The following is a 19,184-nucleotide window of genomic DNA, read 5'->3' as shown; positions in this document are numbered from 1 at the left end:
TCAGCCACCGTCGGTGCCGCGGGACCTGACGCCGGGCCAGTCGAGGCGGAGCTGCTGGGCGCGGGGCAGCGAGGCGACCACCAGGTCGTACGAGTCCTCGATCATGTCCAGGACCAGCCGGGCGGGCAGCGAGCCGTCCAGCAGCACGGTGTTCCAGTGGCGCTTGTTGAGGTGCCAGCCGCCGGTGATCGCCGGGTGCTCGGCCCGCAGCCGGACGGCCAGGTCGGGATCGCACTTGAGGCTCACCGACAACGGCGAGCCCTCCAGCGCGCTGAGGGCGAACATCTTCCCGCCGACCTTGAACACCGAGGTCTCGGCGTTGAACGGGAAGGTCTCCTCGGCGCCGTTCAGTGCCAGGCAGGCCGTCTTGAGGGCTTCGGGCGTCATACCCCCAGTCTGCCCCGCCGCACCGACAGCCCGTCGGACGGGCCGCCGGTGCGGCGGAGGGGTGCGGTCACCCGGTGTCCGCACCCCGCGCGCCTGCCGGCACCAGCAGGCGCAGCGCACCCGGCACCACCTCGACCTGCACCGGCAGCGGGCCGATGTACTCGCCGTCGGCGTAGGCGGTGATGCCGGGGGACTCGATGCGCAGCGAGGAGGTCCGGTGGATCTCGACCTCCTGGTGCTGCACGTGGGTGCCCTTGAAGACGGTCGGGAAGAACCGGGCCACCTTCAGCCGCGGCATCGCCCGGACGACCGTCAGGTCGAACAGCCCGTCGGCCGGGTCGGCCTGCGGGCACATCCGCATGCCGCCGCCGTAGCTGCTGGTGTTGCCCACCGCGGCGAGCACGAGGTCGCGCTCGATGACCGTGCCGTCCGCCAGCACCAGGCGGAACGGCAGCGGCCGCAGGTTGGCGAACTCGACCAGGATCGCCAGGTTGTAGCGCATCCGGCCGCGCGGCCACCGCAGCCGGTTGGTGCGGTCGCTGACCAGCGAGTCGAAGCCGGCGGCGAGCACCGAGCCGAACCAGCGCCCGGTGCCGTCCGCGGTGGTGGCCCTGCCCAGGTCGACGGTGGCGGTGCGGCCCGCGGCGATCACGTCGGCGGCCGCCTCCGGGTCGCCGAGCGGCAGCCCGTACGCCCGGGCGTGGTCGTTGCCGGTGCCGGCCGGGACGATGCCCAGCGGGGTGCCGGTGCCGGCCAGGGCCTGCAGCGCGAGGCTGATCATGCCGTCGCCACCGGCGGTGACCAGGGCGTCCACACCGCGGCCGACCGCCTCCCGGGCGAGCCGGATCGCGTCCTCGGGGTCGGCGCCCGCCGTGTTCAGCACCTCGATGCCGTGCTCCCGCAGCCGGGCGGTGGCCCGGCGGGCGGCCTTCTCGGCGTGCCCGGCGCCCGCGGCGGCGTTGGTGAGCACCATGACGCTGCGCGGCGGCCGGCCGGCCGCGGCGGCGGTCAAGGGATCAGCTTGCCGGGGTTGAGGATGCCGACCGGGTCGACGGCGTCCTTGACGGCACGGAGGATCTTCACGCCGAGCGGGCCGATCTCCTGCTCCATCCACGGGCGGTGGTCGGCGCCGACCGCGTGGTGGTGGGTGATGGTGCCGCCGTTCGCCATGATGGCGTCGCAGGCGGCTCGCTTGGCCGCGTCCCACTGGGCGATCGGGTCGCCCTGCTGGGCGCCGACCACGGTGAAGTAGAGCGAGGCGCCCGTCGGGTAGACGTGCGAGATGTGGCAGAGCACCAGGCCGTTGGCGCCGAGCCCGGCCTGCAGCGCGGCCGTGACGGCCGTCCGGAGCCGGTCCAGGTTCGCCCAGTCGGTGGCGGTCTCCAGGGTCTCGCAGAGCGCGCCGCTGTCCAGCAGCGCGTCGCGCAGGTACGGGGCGGAGAATCGGCCGTGCTCCCAGCCGACGGCCGGCTCGGCGCCCAGCGAGGTGCCGCCGGCGGCGAGCATGACGGCCCGGGTCCGCTCGTGGCGGGCCTCGGCCTGCTCCTTGGCGCCCTCGAAGACGGTGACGGCCAGGCAGCCGCCGGTGACCTGGGTACCGCCGATCTTCTCGGTCATCGCCAGGTTGACGGCGGTCTCGGCCTCGTCCGACAGCCGGATCACCGTCGGGCCGGTGCCCTGCTGCTCGACGGCGCGCAGTGCGGCGGCGCCGGTGGCGAAGTCGGGGAAGCTCCAGGCCTCGTGGACCTTGGCGGCGGGCAGCGGGTGGATCCGCACCCGTACCCGGGTGATGACGCCGAAGACGCCCTCGGAGCCGAGGAACAGCTCGCGCAGGTCCGGGCCGGCGGCCGAGGCGGGGGCACGGCCCAGGTCCAGCACCCCGGCCGGGGTGACCACGCGCAGACCGCGGACCATCTCGTCGAAGCGGCCGTGGCCGGCCGAGTCCTGGCCGGAGGAGCGGGTGGCGGCGAAGCCGCCGACGGTCGCGTAGCGGAAGCTCTGCGGGTAGTGGCCGAGCTCCCAGCCGCGCTCGGCGAGCAGCTCCTCGGCGCGCGGGCCGGTGAGGCCGGCGCCGAGCACCGCCTCGCCGGAGACCTCGTCGAGCGCGTGCAGGGCGTCCAGGCGGCGCAGGTCGAGCGAGACGACGGCGCCGAAGGAACCGCGGACGGGGTCGAGGCCGCCGACCACGCTGGTGCCGCCGCCGAAGGGCACCACGGCGATCCGGCGCTCGGCGCAGACCGCGAGGACGGCGGCGATCTCCTCCTCGCTGCCGGGCAGCAGCACCGCGTCCGGTGCGTCCTGCGGCTCGCGGCTGCGGCGGCGCAGCAGGTCCGGGGTGGACTTGCCGCCGGCCCGGGGCAGCCGGTCCGCGTCGGCCGTGCTGAGGTGTGCGGCGCCGACCACGGCCGCGAGGGCGGTGACGTCCTCGGCGGCGAGGGCGGAGGGCCGCAGCCGGACGTCCTCGGCGGCCAGCAGCGCGGCCGCGGCGACCGCCGAGACGCCGAGGGCGGCGGCCAGCAGGCCCTTGACGTCCTCGGGGAGCGGCTTGGCGAGGGCCGGGTCGCCCCAGGCGTCCCACTTCATCGGGGGGAGGGGCAGCGCGGCGGCGCCGTCCTGACCTGCTTGCGTCTCAGATGCCATGCGTTACAGTATTACGCATTATGTCAAGCAGTAACGAGACCGGGCCGACGGGCCCCGCCGCACCGGCGACGAGCACCGACGACGCGATCCTCGACGCCGCCGCCCACCTGGTCGTCCACCTCGGCGTCCAGCGCACCCAACTGGCGGAGATCGCCCGCCGCGCCGGGGTCAGCCGACCGACCGTCTACCGCCGCTGGCCGGACGTCCGCGCGGTCATCGGCGCCCTGCTCACCCGCGAGATCCGCCGCACCCAGGAGCAGGTCGTCCTCACCGGCGAGGACCGCGAGGCCTTCGTCGACGCCGTCGTCGAGGTCGCCGTCCGGCTGCGCGACCACCCGGTGATCGGCGCCCTGCTGCACTCCGACACGATCACCGAGTACGTCGTCGAACGGCTCGGCACCAGCCAGCGCGGCCTGCTCGACGCCATCGGCGCCGCCGTCCTCCAGGGCCAGCGGCACGGCTCCATCCGCGCCGGCGAACCCACCGAGATGGCCGCCATGGTGCTGCTCATCGCCCAGTCCACCGTCCAGTCGCACCGCATGGTCGCGCAGCTGCTGCCCGAGCAGGCCTGGCGCCGCGAACTGGCCCGCGCCCTGAACGGCTACCTCGCACCCTGACCGCCGCCACCTGACGCCGCCCCGCCCGCCGCCGCCTGCCGCCGACCCGAACGGATACCCCGCGCCGTGACCTCTGCCGCTGCCGCCTCCGCAGCCGGATTCGCCGGAACCAGCGCCCTCAACGCCCGCCGCCGGACGGCCGAACTCGCCGCCCTCGGCGACACCCCGGACATCGACCTGCTGGTCGTCGGCGGCGGCATCACCGGCGTCGGCACCGCCCTCGACGCGGCCGCCCGCGGGCTGCGCACCGTGCTGGTCGAATCCCGCGACCTCGCCTTCGGCACCAGCCGCTGGAGCTCCAAGCTCGTCCACGGCGGCCTGCGCTACCTCGCCTCCGGCCGGATCGGGGTCGCCCGCGAGAGCGCCGTCGAGCGCGGCATCCTGATGACCCGCACCGCCCCGCACCTGGTGCGCGCCCTGCCGCAGCTCGTCCCGCTGCTGCCCTCCGTCGGCCGCGGGCAGGCCGCGCTCGTCCGGGCCGGCTTCCTGGCCGGCGACGCACTGCGGGCCGTGGCCGGCACGCCCGCCGCCGTGCTGCCCCGGGTCCGCAGGATCGGCGCCGAGGAGACCGTCCGGCTGGTCCCCGCCGTCCGCACCGTCGGGCTGTCCGGTGCGCTCGTCGCCCACGACGGCCAACTCGTCGACGACGCACGGCTGGTGGTCGCCGTCGCCCGGACGGCCGCGCACCACGGGGCGACCGTGCTCACCCGGGTCCGCGCCGACCGGGTCACCGGCACCTCCGCCCGGCTCACCGACACGCTCACCGGCGAGACCCTCACCGTGACCGCCCGCGCCGTCGTCAACGCCGCCGGCGTCTGGGCGGGCGAGGTCGACGACGCCGTCCGGCTGCGGCCCAGCCGCGGCACCCACCTGGTGCTGGACGCCGCCGCCCTCGGCCACCCGCGGGCCGCCCTCACCGTGCCGGTGCCCGGCTCCACCAGCCGCTTCGTCTTCGCCCTGCCGCAGCAACTCGGCCGGGTCGCCGTCGGCCTCACCGACGAGGACGCCCCCGGACCGATCCCGGACGAGCCGCAGCCGACCGGAACCGAGATCGCCTTCCTGCTCGACACCGTGAACACCGCGCTGCAGACCGCCCTCACCCGCGAGGACGTCCGCGGCGCCTTCGCCGGCCTGCGCCCCCTCATCGACACCGGCGGCGGCGCCACCGCCGACCTCTCGCGCAAGCACGCCGTGCTCGACTCCCCGAACGGTGTCATCACCGTCGTCGGCGGCAAGCTGACCACCTACCGGCAGATGGCCGAGGACGCCGTCGACACCGCCGTCCGCCTCCGCGGACTCTCCGCCGGGCCCTGCCTCACCCGCCGTCTGCCCCTGGTCGGCGCCCCCGGCCGCAGCGACAGCCGGCCCACCGCCGGTCTGCCCGCCTCCCTCGTCGCCCGCCACGGCGGCCTCGCCGCCGACGTCGCCGCCGCCGCGGTCCCCCGGCCCCTGGAGCCGGTGGCCGAAGGCCTCGACGTCACCCGCGCCGAGATCGCCTACGCCCTCACCCACGAAGGCGCCCTCGACACCGAGGACGTCCTGCACCGCCGCACCCGCATCGGCCTCGTCCCCGCCGACGCCGACCGCGCCCGCCCCGCGGTCGAGGAGATCGCTGGGGGTTGAGGCCGTACCACACGCACCGTCAACTCCACGAAGTGACATCTGTTCAGGGATCCGACCCGCTACCGTGACAGCGAGTCGACCGGACGTCGGGAGCGTCCGGCGCGTCTGGGGGTGGGGTCATGGAGATCGGTCTGGCGGATGCCGTGGACGCCGTGCGCAAGGAACTCCTGGAGGCGGCCGTCAGGGGAGCGGACCAGCCGCTCTCCTTCGAGGTCGGCCCGATCGAGATGGAGTTCGAGATCGAACTGCGCGCCGAGGCGAAGGCGGGCGGCAAGTTCAAGGCCTGGGTCGTCTCCGCCGAGACCGAGGCGGGAGTGTCCCGTGGCCGTACCCACCGGGTGGCGTTCACGCTGACCCCGCGCGCCGGTGGGCCCGCCGACTCCCTGCCGGACGCCGACGGCTCGACACCGCGACGCAGCTGGACCATCGACGACCACGTGGACGGCGACGACGCCGAGGACGTCTCGGACCGCATCGCGCACTGACCGGCTCCCGGCGCGTACGCCGTAGCACGGCCGAGTACACGAGGGGGGGGACCGATGGACGAGTCACGTCTGGTCGCGGTGCAGAGCGGGAAGAGCAGGAGCAGCGGGTACGCGATCGGTCCGCGCCTCGTGCTCGCCTCCGCCCACGGCGTGGGCCCGGTGGGACAGACCGTGCGGGTATGGCGACCGGGCCACCAACCGCACCACGACGCGCACGTGGTGTGGCGCGGCACGCCCGAAGGCCGTGACGACGCGGCCCTGCTGCACATCGAGGACCCCACGTGGCAGGAGCCCGCGGGCCGGTCCGAGTCGTGGGGGCGGATGGCGACCATGCGCCCCGGGCAGCAGTGCGAGACCTGGGGCGTCCCGCGCGCCATCCAGATCCCGGGACGGCCGGAGCAACGGCGCGTCCCCGCCGAGACCATGCAACTGGTCGGCACCGTCAACCCGGGCACCGGCTACGTCGGGAACCGGTACTTCCTCGCCCTCTCCGACCATCCGCTGCTCCCCGGCCGCGACGGTGAACTGCCGTGGGCCGGACTGTCCGGTGCGGCCGTCACGAGTGGCGGACTGCTCGTCGGCGTCGTCAAAGCGGAAGCGCCCGAGTTCGGCCACGGCCTGCTGGAGATCGTCCCAGCCTACGTGCTGCACGCCGACAAGAGCTTCCTGAAGGCCCTGGAGGACCACGGGGCCGACTCCTCCACCCTCGGCCAGGCGGAGTTCGACCGGCTGCGCCGCACCGACGCCCCAGGACCGACGATCGGCCCGCTGCCGCCCGGCAGTCTGCTGGAGGCCGGCCGGCAGGTCGTCGGGTTCCACGGACGGGAGGACATCCTCCGTCGTCTGAGGGAGTGGGCCGAGCCGCCGGGCTTCGGCGTTCGCCTGATCCACGGACCGGGAGGCCAGGGCAAGACCCGTCTGGCCGCGCGGCTGGCGGAGCTCCTGCAGGAGGACGACAAGCGGTGGACGGTGCTGTGGCCGGATCCCGGCGCCGGCCAGGAGGAACTGGCCCGTGTCCAGGACACGGTTGCTCCCATGCTGGTGGTCCTCGACTACGCCGAGGCGAGACGGGACCAGCTGTCGGGACTGTTGGAAGCCGGTCGACTTCACCGTGGCAGTGTTCCCCTCAAGGTGCTCCTGCTCGCCCGTACCGCCGGCGGCTGGTGGGACGACGTCCAATTCATGCCCGCGGGCGTCGCGCTGAGGCGAGCACCCGTCGATGAGCTCCCGGCGCTTGCGCCGGACCGGGAGACGCGGGCACTGCTCTATCGGCAGGCGCTGAGCAGTTTTGCCGAGCGATTGGCAGACCCGGTCGGCGTGCGCCCGGAGGAGACGTGGAGAGCCCGGGCGGCTGCCCGACCCGAACCCTCCTCCGCGGCACTGGCTTCGGGTAATGTCCTGACGCTGCACATGACGGCTCTGGCCGACCTACTGGACGCCGGTCTGGGCACTGGCGGCCGATCGGAGGCCGGTGCCGCTCCGCGGGACGGCAAGGACGCCGAGGACCGCATCCTCGACCACGAGCAGCTCTACTGGATGGAGGTCGCCAGGCAACACGACCTGCCGAACGGTATCCGTCGCTTGCCGGTGCTCGGCGAAGCCCTCGCCACTGCGGTGCTTCTGGGCGGTGCGCCGCTCGACGAGTTTGACCGGGAAGTCCTGCTGCGCAGGGCACCCATCCTCGCGGATCTCAAGGTGCACGAGATGTCCGTCGTCCGGGAATGGGTCGATTCCGTTTACCCCTCGCCGGCCGGGTCGCCGTGGGAGACCCTGCAGCCGGACCGGCTGGCGGAACGCTTCGTCGGCAACCACCTCGTGCGGAACCGCAGGCTCGTCCACGGTCTACTGGCCCCGGACGGAAACGGACGCGAACCGGAGACGGGGATCAGCGCCGCCCAGTCGGTCCGGCTGCTCACCGTGATCGCCCGTGCTGCCGCCCACACCCCGCTGCTCGGTCGGCTGGACGGGTTGCTCACCGACGTGTGCACCCGCCACGCCGGTCGGCTCGGAACGGCCACTATGGACGTGGCCACCCAGGTGGAGCGACCGCAGCCGCTGGTGGACGCCCTGTGGATGCGTACCGAGGACCCGGCGACGCCGCTCGCCGAGCTGGCGGACCTGGCCGATCGGCTGCCGGACCGGTCGCACGTTCTGGCGGACTGGGCGCTACGGCTGATGGAGCGGCTGGTGGAAGTCCGCACGGCTGCCAGGGCGGTGACCGCCGAGGACACGATCGCGCTCGGTGTCGACCACCGTCGCCTGGCCAAGCGGCTGCTGGAACTCAATCGGGCTGCCAAGGGGTTGGAGGCCGCTGATCGGGCTGTGGAGCTGCTCGAATCGCTGATGGAGACCGACCCCGGGGCCGTCCGGTTCCATTTGGCCGCTGCCTTGAACAACCGGGCGGTGTGCCTCGGAGTGCTGGGCCGGCGCAGCGAGGCCATCGAACCGGCCCACCGGGCGGTCGAGCACTACCGCATCGTGGTCGGCGGCGATTCCGTCCCCCCGGAGGCCCCCGGCCAGCTGGTGCGCTGCCTGAGCGGACTGTCGGATGCCCAGCGCAACCTCGGGCGGCACAAGGACGCGCTGAGGACGGCCGAGGAGGCAGTGGCCGTCGAGCGGACCTTCGTTCCGGACGGCGGCCCCGAGGCGGTGTCGAGTCTCGCCGCGCGGCTGAACAACCTCTCCATCCGGCACACCGACCTGGGCCAGTACCGTCAGGCCTTCGAGGCCGCGGCCGAGGCGGTGGACCTGTGCGAGCCCCTTGCCGAGCAGTACCCGGATGCCTACCTGAACGACCTGAGCCGCGTACTGGGCACGCTGTCCACGTGCTACGGAGGCCTGGGAGACCGGGAGAAGGCCCTGGAGTTGGCGCAGCGGTGTGTCGACATCCGCGAACGGCTCCACCGGGACCGCCCCGAGACGTACCGCCACGACCTCGCCCAAGGGCTCAACTCCCTGGCGATCGACCTCGGCGAACTGGGGCACATGGACCGGGCGGCAGCGGTGGCCGAGCGGTCGGTCGAGCTGTTCCGGAAGCTGGACGGCCCGCACGCGCGCGGTCGCCGGCACGAACTGGCGAACGTGCTGAACACCTTGGCCAACCGGCGCGCCGACATCGGAGACCCCGCCGGCGCCCTGGAGGCGATCAAGGAGGCGTGCGACATCTACCGCGAGCTCGACACGGAACTGCCCGGTGTGTTCACCGCGGACCTGGCGATGTGCCTCGGCACCATGGCGAGCTGTCTGGAGGGACTCGGGCGGCGCGAGGACGCCATCGCGCTGAGCTTCGAGGCCGTTGAGCTCAATCGCAGGCTGGTCCCGCGGGATCCGGGATCGATCGCCGTGTACTTCGCCGCGGTGCTCCACAACCTCCGTCTGTACCTGGAAGCCGCGGGCCGGACGGCCGATGCGCTGGAACTCGTCGACGAGGGACTGGCGACGTACGCGGATCCCCACGCGGCCCATGCCGTCGCCCTCTACCCCGTGACGGCGGAGTTGTTGCTCAGCCGGGCGATGTGCCTGCGCGAGCTCGGGCGAACGGACGAGTCGATGGCTCCGGCGCGGGAGCTCGTCGAGATCGCGAGGCGGATGGCCGTGCTTCCGTCCGGGCCGGGGCCGGCCGACCTGGTCCAGAAGCTCGACTTCCTCGGCACGATCGCCTTCGGCGCCGGGCACACCACCGAGAGCGCGGACGCCTTGGTGGAGCAGGCCGGGCTGCTGCGGCAACTCGCACGGGTCCACCCGCAGCGGTACGAAGGGGAGCTGGCCGACGTGCTCGGCTACGCCAAGAACCTGCTCTCCATGGTGGGACGCACTGACGAGGCGGAGGCGCTGGCCCGTGAGGCGGTCGAGGTCCGCGGCAGGATCGCCGATCACGGTGGGGCCGCCGAGCGTGTCCGATTCGTTGCCGAGCTGGCCGGGTTCGCCGATGCCCTGATGGCGCGCCTGCAAGCGGCCGAGGCGCTGGCCGTCCTCGACCTGGCACGGCAGCAGGAGGCCGAGCTGACGGCGGAGGAAGCCGACGCGCACCGGGGGACGCTCGTGTTGGCCCAACGCGTTCGGTCGCAACTCCTGGTGATGGTGGGGCGCCGGGAAGAGGCACTCTCCTTCGCGCGGGAGTCCGTGCTTGCCGCCGAGCGGATCGCCGAGTCCGATCCCACGCGGACCTTGACCCTCCTCATGGCCCACTTCTCGCTCGGGTCGCTCCTGGTCGACGACAGGCAGCGCGAGGAGTCACTGGTGCACCTCCGGCGGGCGGTGGCCCTCTGCCGGCCCCTCGCGGAGGCCGCCGAGCCCGGGTGCGAGATCCTGATGGCCTCCTGCCTCGGTGGACTGGGCGCGGCCCTGGCGCTCGAGCCGGCCGAGCCGGAGCGGATGCTGAAGGCGACCGGTGAGGCGCTGGACATCTGCCGTCGGCTCTGCGAGGCCGACCCGGTGCGCGGACGGGGCGGACTCGCCCATGCGGCGGTCCAGCACAGCCTGGGGCTCGCCGGGGCCGGCCGTGCCGAGGAGGGCAGCGAACTCGCCGTGGAAGCACTGCGCCTGGCCCGGGAACTGGCCGATGTCGAACGACGCGTCCACCTGTTCGAACTCGGCGAGGCGCTCTACGCGTACGCCGATGTCCACGCTCGCACCGGCAGGGAGGCCGTGGCGGCATCGGCCGCGCTGGACGAGCTGGCGGATCTTCTGGAGATCCTGCGAGAGGACCAGCCCAGCCTGGTGGAGCAGATGACCGACAAGATCGCCACCGTCCGGGAACGCCTGCCCGGTTGAGCGGCCGGGACCGGGCACGGACCGTCCCCGTCCCGTCCACTACGCTCCTGACCCGGTGTCAACCGGACGGGGGAGTGGCGGGTGCCGGCGTACGAGGAGCTGGGTGAAGCGGAGCGGCGGCTGTGGGAGGCGTTCCCGCGCGGGGAGGAGCTCGACCTGCGGGGTGCGGCGGACACGGCCGTCCGGGCGGAGGTGGTGGCCGCGCTGCTGCTCGGCGGCGGGCCGGCCACCGTCCGCGGGCGGGTCGGCGGGCTGCGGCTCGTCGGCGCCACCGTCACCGGGCAGTTGGACCTCACCGGGGCCGCCGTCGAGCTGCCGGTGCAGGTGCGGGACTGCACCTTCGAGCAGCGGGTGCTGCTGCGCGGGGCGACCGTGCGCTCGACCTCCTTCCTCAAGTGCCAGCTGCCGGGCCTGGACGGCTGGCTGCTGCGGGTGGACGGCAACCTGTTCTTCGAGGACTCGGTGATCGAGGGCAGGCTCACCCTCACCCGCGCCCACATCACCGGCGAACTCCGGCTCAGCGGCGTCCGGTTGACCGCATCGGAGCTGCTGGAGCCGGCGGGCCCCGAGGAGCGGCCGGCACCGGCCTGGGCGCTCTGGGCCGGCGGGCTGGTCATGGAGGGCGGCTGCTTCGCCCGGAAGGGCTTCCGTTCCCGCGGCGGGCTGCGCCTGGTCGGCGCGACCTTCGGCGGCGGGCTGTTCATGGAGGGCGCGCAGATCGACAACCCCGGCGGCGAGGCCTTCTCCGGGGACGACCTCACCGCCTCCACCATGATCCTCACCGAGGGGTTCACCGCCCGCGGCGTGCTGAAGCTGCCCGGGGCGACCGTCCGCAGCCGCCTCTCGCTGGACGGCGCCCGCCTGCACGGCGACGGCACCACCGCCCTGGACGCCACCCGCCTCACCGCCGGAGACCTGCACCTCACCCCGGCCGCCGTCCCCGAGGGCACGGTCGACCTGAGCGCCGCCCAGGTCGCCGTCCTGCACGACAACGTGCCCGCGCGCAGCGCCGACACCCGGCTCGACGGACTCGTGTACACCTCCCTGCAGGGCGCCACCGGCCTCGACGACCGCCTCGCCTGGCTGGGCCGCACCCCCGGCTACACCCCGCAGCCGTACGAGCAGCTGGCGGCCTGGTACCGGCGGATCGGCCACGACGACGACGCCCGCCGGGTGCTGCTGGCCAAGCAGCGCCGCCGCCGGCGCACCCTCGGACCGCTCGGCCGGGTCTGGGGCCGGCTCCTCGACGCGACCGTCGGCTACGGCTACCGCCCGTGGCAGGCCGCGGTCTGGCTGGCGGCCCTGATCGCGGCCGGTACAGCGGCGTTCAGCCACGGCTCGCCGACCGCCGTCCAGGCGGGGCAGGGGGCGCCGTTCAACCCGCTGATCTACACGATGGACCTGCTGATACCCATCGGCGGGTTCGGCCAGCGCACCGCCTGGTACTGGACGGGCCTGCACCAGTGGCTCGGCTACGCCCTGATCGCCGCCGGCTGGCTGCTCACCACCGCCACCCTGGCCGGCGTCACCCGTTCGCTGAACCGCAGTTGAGCACGGTGCCCGACCGACCGCACGGACCCGAAAGGCAGTCTCCCGTGACCCTCCCGGCCGATGCCCTCCGCCGCGACGCGGACGGCACCCCGACCGCCCTGCGCGCCCCGCACGCCGACCTCACCCGCTGGCCCGCGGACATCGCCGCGTACCCCGGGCTGCGGCTGATCGACCTGGACGGCAACCGGCTCGCCGACCTGCCGCCGTCGGTCGCCGCCCTGCCCGCGCTGCACACCCTGCTGCTGTACGGCAACCGGATCGGCACCGTGCCGCCCGAACTCGGCGACGCGCCCGCACTGCGCCATCTGAGCCTCGGCGGCAACGGCCTGCCCGACGTCCCGGACAGCCTCTGGCGGCTGACCGGCCTGCACTCGCTGAACCTCGCCGAGAACGAACTCACCGGCGTCCCCGACCACATCGGGGCGTTCACCCGCCTGCGGATGCTCGACCTCGGGCACAACCGCCTCGACCACGTCCCCGCGGCCGTCGGCGCGCTGACCGGACTCACCGACTTCCTCTACCTCAGCGACAACGGGTTCACCGCCGTCCCCGAGAGCCTCGGCCGCCTCGACCGGCTCGCCTACCTCAACCTCACCGACAACCGGCTCGGCGCACTGCCGGCGTCGATCGGCGGGCTGGCGGGCCTGCGCGAACTGCGTCTCCACCGCAACCGGTTGACGGCGCTGCCGGACACCATCGGCCGCCTGCCGGCGCTGCGCGAGCTGCACCTCACCGACAACCGGCTCACCGAGCTGCCGGCCGCCGTCGGCGGGCTGGCGGAACTGCGGGTGCTGGACCTGCGGAACAATCCGCTGCGGCGGCTGCCGGAGTCCGTGGCCGGCCTCACCCGGCTGCGGCACCTCGACCTGCGGGCCACCCGGATCACCGAGCTGCCCGCAGGGCTCGCCGCCCTGCCGGACCTGGAGAAGCTCGACCTGCGCTGGACGAAGCCGGAGGTCCTGCCGGACTGGCTGTCGGACCTCCGCGACCGCGGCTGCGCCGTGCTGCTCTGAACCCGGGCACGCGCTCCCCGGCGTCGGCCTCCGGCGGCGGTTCCGGCCGGGCCGCCGCAGAGTGGGTCAGGGCACCTGCGGTTCCGTCCGTCCGTCTCACCCCGGGAGTTCCCGATGTCCAGAGCGATCACCTTCTCCGAGTACGGCGCACCCGAGGTGCTGCGGCTGTCGGAGGTCGACCCGCCGGAGCCCGGACCGGGCCAGGTCCGGATCCGGGTCCGGGCCGCCTCCGTGAACCCGTTCGACCTGAAGATCCGCTCCGGACGGATGGCCGCCGTCGCCCCCGTGAGCTTCCCCGTGGTGCCCGGACTGGACGCGGCCGGTGTCGTCGACGCCGTCGGCGAGAACGCCGGCGCGGCAGTGGGGGACGAGGTCCTCGGCTCCACCGCCGGCGGCAGCTACGCCGAGTACGCTCTGCTGGACCGGCCGGTGGCCAAGCCCCCCGCGCTGTCCTGGGAGGCCGCCGCCTCGCTGGTCACCGTCGGCCGGACGGCGCACCGCGTGCTGGAGCAGCTGGGCGTGCAGGAGGGGCAGACCCTGCTCGTCCACGGCGCCGGCGGCAGCGTCGGGATCATCGCGGTGCAGCTGGCCGCCGCCCGCGGCATCACCGTGGTCGGCACGGCCGGCGAGCAGGAAGTCGAACGCGTCACCGCCATGGGCGCGAGGGTCGTCCGCTACGGCGACGGCTGGGTGGACCGGGTGACGGCCGCGGCCCCGCAGGGCGTCGACTTCGTCCTCGACGCCTCCGGCGCGGGCGTGCTGGCCGACTCCGTCGCCCTGACCGGGGACGCGGGCAGGGTCATCACCATCGCCGACACGGCCGCCGCCGAGCACGGCGTCCGCTTCAGCGCGGGCACCTCCGGCCAGGGCGAGGAGTCCGTGCCCGAGCTGGCCCTCCTGGCCGCCCGGGGGAAGCTCACCGTCCCGATCTGGCGCACGTACCCGCTGGCGGAGGCGGCCCGCGCCCACACCGACCTGGAGGCCCGCCGCAACCGGGGCAAGGCCGTCCTCCTGCCCTGACCCGCCCGCACAGGGGGAGCCGCCGCCGTCGGCCCGTTCCAGCGGCTGCTCCGCGCCCACGGGGAGGTCTCCGGCATCCCGCCGTTCCTGGCGGACCACCCCAACGTCCCGCGCCGTGCGCTGCGGGCCTTCGTGGACGAGGCGGACCCGCGGGTGCGCCTCCTCGCCCTGAAGGACCCCGGGCTGCCCCTCGCGGAGCTGCGGCGGCTCGCGGACTGCGAGGAGCCGTTCCTGCGGGCGGCCGTGGCCCGGCATCCCCACGCCGATGCGGACCTGCTGGAGCGGCTGCTGGCCGACCCGGAACCGCGGGTCGCCGACGACGCGGCGGCCGGGCCGGTGCTGCCGCGGGACCGGATGGAGCGCATCCTCGTCGCGGCCGGACTCTGACGGCGACTCCGCCGGACGCCGTCACCTCCGCCAGGTGCCGGCCGGCGGGGTGCGGGCGACCTGCTCGGTCGTCCGTTGCCGCCCCCGCCCGGACCGGACCGAACGGTCGGAAAGTGTGAAGCGGAACGCAGCCCACCCCGCGCGCGAGTCTGATGATCGTACTTGCTGTGCGAACTTTTGACGGGCCGCCAACTGCTCCGTGCCGGAACGGGGCTGGCCGGGCGGCGCCGATGGCCGTGATCCGGCCCGGGTTGTGCGCGTCCGGGCGTTGCGACGTGCGTGAATCGGCGGCAGGGGCGCGCGGATCCGTCAAGGTTCCCCTCATCGGCCACTGGCGCCCCATCCGTACACCGCGCGCCGGTCCGGCACGCCTTGCGGGAAGTCTGCGCAGCCATCAGAATTCCCGATGAGATTTGATACCGGCGCGAAGGTTTTATTTCATGGGAGGCGAGGCACTCAGCCCACGCCCTCTCCCGGGTGCTCCGATACCCCTCTGGAGTGCACACCCATGACCCCAGCCAGCAGCACCGCCCTCGGGCCGGAAACCGTCCCGCAGGCCGCGTCGGAGCTCGGCCCCCCGGAGCCGAGCGCCACCCCGCTCGCCGACGCCGTCCTGCGCGTCGCCAGACGCGACATCGCGTCCTTCCACGCGCTGCCGCTCTCGCACGGCCGGTCCATCCTCAACTCCCGGACCAAGGCCGTGTACGAGGCCCTGTTCGGGCAGGCGCAGCTGGCCGCCGACGTGTCCTACAGCGGCACCATGCTCGACTCGTTCTTCCGCCCGCACGGCCCGCTGCGCGAGGCCCAGCGGCTCGCCGCCCGGACCTTCGGCGCCGACACCACGCTCTTCCTCTCGGCCGGCACCTCGACCGCCAACCGGGTCGCGCTCGCCGCCCTCACCCGCCCCGGCGGCCGGGTGCTCGCCGACCGCAGCTGCCACCAGTCCGTGCACTTCGCCCTCGGCTCGCTGACCGTCGACGTCGAGTACGCCCCCATGCGGCGCTGCTGCGACACCTGCCCGCGCACCTTCGCCGACCTGCCGGTGCTGCTCCGCAGCTTCGCCGAGGCCGCCGCCGAGGGCCGCCCCTTCGACACCGTCGTGCTCTCCGCGGTCTCCTACGACGGCGTCCGCTACGACCTGCCGACGCTGCTCGCCGAGATGTCCCGGATCCACCCGACCGTCAACGTCCTGGTCGACGAGGCGTGGGGCGCCATCCACCGCTTCCACCCGCAGCTGCGCCCGCTCACCGCCCTCGCCGCCGTCGAGCAGCTGCGGGCCGAGAACCCGTCACTGCCCATGACGGTCGCCGTCACGCACTCCGCGCACAAGTCGATGTCCGCGCTGCGGCAGGGCTCGTACCTGCACCTCGTGGGCGATCGGGAGGCGCAGGAGCGCACCGCCCAGGCGCTCTTCCAGCACCACACCACCTCACCGAGCTTCCCCGTGCTGGCCAGCCTCGACCTCGCCCGGCTGCAGGCCGAGCACGAGGGCGAGGCCCTGCTGGAGCGGTCGCTGATGCTCGCCCGCACCCTGCGGACCGAGATCGCCACCGACCCGCGGCTCTCCGCCTACCGCACCCTCGGCCCCGAGGGCCACCTCACCGACCCGGCGATGCTCGTCTCCGACGACCCCACCCGCGTCCTGGTCGACATTCGCGCCCTCGGCATCACCGCCGCCGACTTCCGCCGCATCCTGTTCGACGAGTACGCCCTGTACGTGGCCCGGGAGAGCGGCGGCGCCGTCCTCTTCCACGTCCACATCGGCGTCGACGAGGGCACCCTGCTGCGGCTGCTGGAGGCGCTGCGGGTCATCCAGCGCACCTACCGCACCACCTCCGCCGCCCTCCACGAGGACAGCGCCGACCACTTCATCATCGCCTACCCGCCCGGGATCCCCATCACCGTGCCCGGCGAGAAGCTCTGCGACGCGACCCGCGCCGAGATCCGGGCGCTGCGCGCCAGCGGCAGCGAGATCTACACCCTCTACCAGCCGCAACCCGCCGCCGCCCCGGCCCCCGAGACGGCGTCCGCCACCACCGCTGCATCGGAGTAACGCATGATCAAGCTCGACGACATCCGCAAGCACGCCGCCCGGCGCCCCGACCACGTGGCCGTGGTGGACCGCGACTTCCGCCTCACCTGGACCGAACTCGCCGAGCAGGTCGCCCGGGTGGCCACCGGCCTGGCCGACCACCTGCCCGCCGAGCGCCCCGCCCGCGCCGCCTTCATGTCCTGCAACAGCTGGGAGCTGGTGGTCGTGATGGCCGCCTGCGCGACCCTCGGCGTGCCCTGCATAGGCCTCGACTACACGACCACCCCCGAGGCCACCGCCGGCGCCCTGGAGCAGCTGCAGCCGACCGTGCTCATCAGCACCCCGCTGCGCCGCCCGCTGCTGGAGCGGTCCGGCTGGCCGGGCACGCGCGACGTCCTGAGCATCCACCTGGCCGGCCCGGAGAACGACGACTACGACACCGGCCCGGCCGCCCCCGGCGCGGTCTGCTTCCAGGCGCTCGCCGCCTACGAGCCGGCCCCGACCACCCCGGTCGAGCAGCCGTTCACCGCCTTCTCCTTCACCTCCGGCACCAGCGGCATCCCCAAGCTGGTGATCCGCAACTCCTCGTTCGAGGCGCGCCGGCTCTCCGACCTGGTGGACCAGTACTCCTTCGACGAGGACGACGTCCACATGGTCACCGTCCCGCTGTACCACTCCTCCGGCCCCGGCTGGGCCCGGATCTTCCTCTCGCTCGGCGGCTCGGTCGTGCTCAGCCCGTACGAGGACGCCGAGAAGATGGCCGAGCTGATCGTCGCCGAGGGCGTCTCCACCACCCTGATGGTGCCCCCGGTGCTCAACCGGCTCATCTCCCACCCGGCCTCCGAGCACCTGCACAAGACGTCCCGGCTGCGCTTCCTGCTCTCCGGCGGCCGCCACCTCAACCGCTGGGTCATCAACCAGACCTGGGACCGCCTCGGCCCCGTCCTGCACCTGTACTACGGCACCACCGAGACCGGCCTGAACACCATGATCGGCCCCGAGGAGCTGCACGTCGCACCGGCCCGCTCCGGCCGTCCGATGCCCGGCAGCACCATCCTCGTCCTCGACCCGGAGCACCGCCCGCTGCCGAAGGGGCAGCTCGGCCGGATCGCCATCGCCAGCTACCAGCTGATGGACAGCTACGCCTCCGCCGAGCCCGACTTCCTGATGATCGAGCACGCCGGCCGCACCCAGAAGTACCTGCTCACCGGCGACAGCGGCGTCATGGACGAGGGCGGCCGGATCGAGCTCAGCGCCCGCAACGACGGCGTCACCAAGGCCGAGGGCCGGCACCCGCTGGACGTCAACATCTTCGCCCTCGAGGACGAGCTCACCGGACTCCCGTGCGTCCGGGAGACCGCCGTCCTCAAGGTCGACCTCCCCGACGAGGGCCCGACGCTGGTCGCGGCCTTCGCCCCCATCTCCCCCGAGCGCGAGGCGAGCGGCTCCCGTGCCGTCCTCGCCGCGTGCCTGCGCCGCGCACCGCAGCTGCCCGCGCGCGTCGTGACCGTCCCCGAGATCCCGTACAGCCCGACCGGCAAGGTGCGTACCGCGCAGCTGCTGTCGACCGTCCTCGACCTGATCGGGCAGGAGAACGCGGCCTCGGCGGCCGACCGCATGGAGCTGACGACGGCATGACCGCCGTCCTGCGTGCCGCCCCACCTCACCCCGACTCCCTGACAGGAGAACTGTGAACGACCAGAAGAAGTACGCCCGAGGGGTCCTGCTGTGCCTCGCGGCCACGCTCTCGTGGGGGGCCATGTTCCCCCTCATGGACGTGACGCTGAAGTACATCGACCCCTTCACCTTCACCTGCCTGCGCTACGGGATCGCCGGCCTGATCTTCGTGGTCGTCCTGCGCGCCCGGGAGGGCGTCGCCGGACTGCGCCTCAAGGGCGAGCGGGTCGGCCTCGCCTGGCTCTTCGGCACCGCCGGATTCGCCGGCTTCCAGTTCCTGGTCTTCTTCGGCCAGGACCTGATCGGCGAGCAGGGCGCGCTGATCGCCTCGATCATGATGGCCACCATGCCGATGATGGGCTTCCTGGTGAACTGGGTGCTGCGCAAGGTCGTGCCGCCCAAGTGGTCCTTCGCCTTCATCGGGCTGTCCTTCGTCGGCGTGATCCTCGTCGTCACCAAGGGCGACGTGGCCGCGCTCTTCAACACCCCGCAGAACTACGGCGCCGACGCCCTGCTGCTCTTCGCCGCGCTCTGCTGGGTGATCTACACCTCCGGCGCGACCTACTTCCCGAGCTGGTCGCCCATCAAGTACACGACCGTCACCACCGTGCTGGGCCTCGGCAGCGCCGTGGTCATCACCGCGGTGCTGCTCGCCACCGGCGCCGTCGCGGTGCCGACCGGCCACGCGGTCGTCACGATCCTGCCCGAACTCGCCTACATGAGCCTGATCGCCGGCTTCGGCGGCGTGCTCGCCTGGAACATCGGCAACCGCAACCTCGGCCCGCTGAACGGCGTGCTGTTCATGGACGTCGTCCCGATCACCGCCTTCACCATCTCCGCGCTGACCGGTGTGATCCCGGCCGGCATGCAGGTGGTCGGCGCGCTGTTCACCGCGTCCGCCCTCGTCCTCAACAACCTCTACCTGCGGCGCCGGGCCGCAGCCGCTGCGCCCGCCCCGGCCGCGGTCCCGGCCGCCGCG

General features: G+C 73.7%; 14 protein-coding genes. 11 read left to right on the top strand and 3 right to left on the bottom strand.

Annotation, left to right across the window (positions count from 1 at the left end; genetic code table 11):
- From ABD353_RS24680 to ABD353_RS24670, 3 genes are all read right to left on the bottom strand, one after another.
- Window positions 1-387 carry an MmcQ/YjbR family DNA-binding protein gene (locus tag ABD353_RS24680; RefSeq protein ID WP_344625853.1) on the bottom strand — a complete coding sequence of 129 codons (387 nt, stop codon included), beginning with the start codon at window positions 385-387 and terminating at the stop codon, window positions 1-3.
- A gap of 67 nt (window positions 388-454) precedes the next feature.
- A complete protein-coding gene (locus ABD353_RS24675; protein WP_425555242.1) occupies window positions 455-1,360 on the bottom strand; it encodes a diacylglycerol kinase in 906 nt (301 codons plus the stop codon).
- Between the two features lie 35 nt (window positions 1,361-1,395).
- Window positions 1,396-3,027 (bottom strand): FAD-binding oxidoreductase, encoded by a 1,632-nt coding sequence (locus ABD353_RS24670; RefSeq protein ID WP_425555239.1) that lies wholly within the window; start codon window positions 3,025-3,027, stop codon window positions 1,396-1,398.
- A 20-nt stretch (window positions 3,028-3,047) separates the two neighbouring features.
- On the opposite strand from ABD353_RS24670, the gene ABD353_RS24665 reads away from it, so the two are divergent.
- From ABD353_RS24665 to ABD353_RS24615, 11 genes are all read left to right on the top strand, one after another.
- The gene (locus ABD353_RS24665) at window positions 3,048-3,644 is read left to right on the top strand and encodes a TetR/AcrR family transcriptional regulator (RefSeq protein WP_344625851.1); all 597 of its coding nucleotides are present in this window, start codon (window positions 3,048-3,050) and stop codon (window positions 3,642-3,644) included.
- 66 nt (window positions 3,645-3,710) lie between these two features.
- Window positions 3,711-5,267 (top strand): glycerol-3-phosphate dehydrogenase/oxidase, encoded by a 1,557-nt coding sequence (locus ABD353_RS24660; protein WP_344625850.1) that lies wholly within the window; start codon window positions 3,711-3,713, stop codon window positions 5,265-5,267.
- Between the two features lie 119 nt (window positions 5,268-5,386).
- On the top strand, window positions 5,387-5,752 hold the full coding sequence (locus tag ABD353_RS24655) for a trypco2 family protein (protein WP_344625849.1): 366 nt from the start codon (window positions 5,387-5,389) through the stop codon (window positions 5,750-5,752).
- A 54-nt stretch (window positions 5,753-5,806) separates the two neighbouring features.
- Window positions 5,807-10,525, top strand: a complete 4,719-nt coding sequence (locus ABD353_RS24650) for a tetratricopeptide repeat protein (protein WP_344625848.1) — start codon at window positions 5,807-5,809, stop codon at window positions 10,523-10,525.
- Between the two features lie 81 nt (window positions 10,526-10,606).
- Entirely contained in the window at window positions 10,607-12,076 is a 1,470-nt protein-coding gene (locus ABD353_RS24645) for an oxidoreductase (RefSeq protein WP_344625847.1), read from the top strand.
- A 44-nt stretch (window positions 12,077-12,120) separates the two neighbouring features.
- Window positions 12,121-13,089, top strand: coding sequence for a leucine-rich repeat domain-containing protein (locus ABD353_RS24640; RefSeq protein ID WP_344625846.1), 969 nt, complete (start codon window positions 12,121-12,123; stop codon window positions 13,087-13,089).
- 114 nt (window positions 13,090-13,203) lie between these two features.
- Complete coding sequence (locus ABD353_RS24635; RefSeq protein ID WP_344625845.1) at window positions 13,204-14,109, top strand: NADP-dependent oxidoreductase; 906 nt, start codon at window positions 13,204-13,206, stop codon at window positions 14,107-14,109.
- Window positions 14,110-14,241: 132 nt separating this feature from the next.
- Window positions 14,242-14,496, top strand: a complete 255-nt coding sequence (locus ABD353_RS24630) for a variant leucine-rich repeat-containing protein (RefSeq protein ID WP_344625844.1) — start codon at window positions 14,242-14,244, stop codon at window positions 14,494-14,496.
- Window positions 14,497-15,004: 508 nt separating this feature from the next.
- Window positions 15,005-16,549 carry an aminotransferase class I/II-fold pyridoxal phosphate-dependent enzyme gene (locus ABD353_RS24625; RefSeq protein WP_344625843.1) on the top strand — a complete coding sequence of 515 codons (1,545 nt, stop codon included), beginning with the start codon at window positions 15,005-15,007 and terminating at the stop codon, window positions 16,547-16,549.
- A 3-nt stretch (window positions 16,550-16,552) separates the two neighbouring features.
- Window positions 16,553-18,166, top strand: a complete 1,614-nt coding sequence (locus ABD353_RS24620; protein WP_344625842.1) for a class I adenylate-forming enzyme family protein — start codon at window positions 16,553-16,555, stop codon at window positions 18,164-18,166.
- Between the two features lie 52 nt (window positions 18,167-18,218).
- On the top strand, window positions 18,219-19,184 hold a 966-nt coding region (locus ABD353_RS24615; RefSeq protein WP_344625841.1), incomplete at its 3' end, for a DMT family transporter.

This window comes from Kitasatospora arboriphila, from assembly GCF_039528095.1.
GTDB lineage: Bacteria > Actinomycetota > Actinomycetes > Streptomycetales > Streptomycetaceae > Kitasatospora > Kitasatospora arboriphila.
Note: the sequence above shows the minus strand (reverse complement) of the source record. Positions and strands in the feature narration are given on the sequence as shown.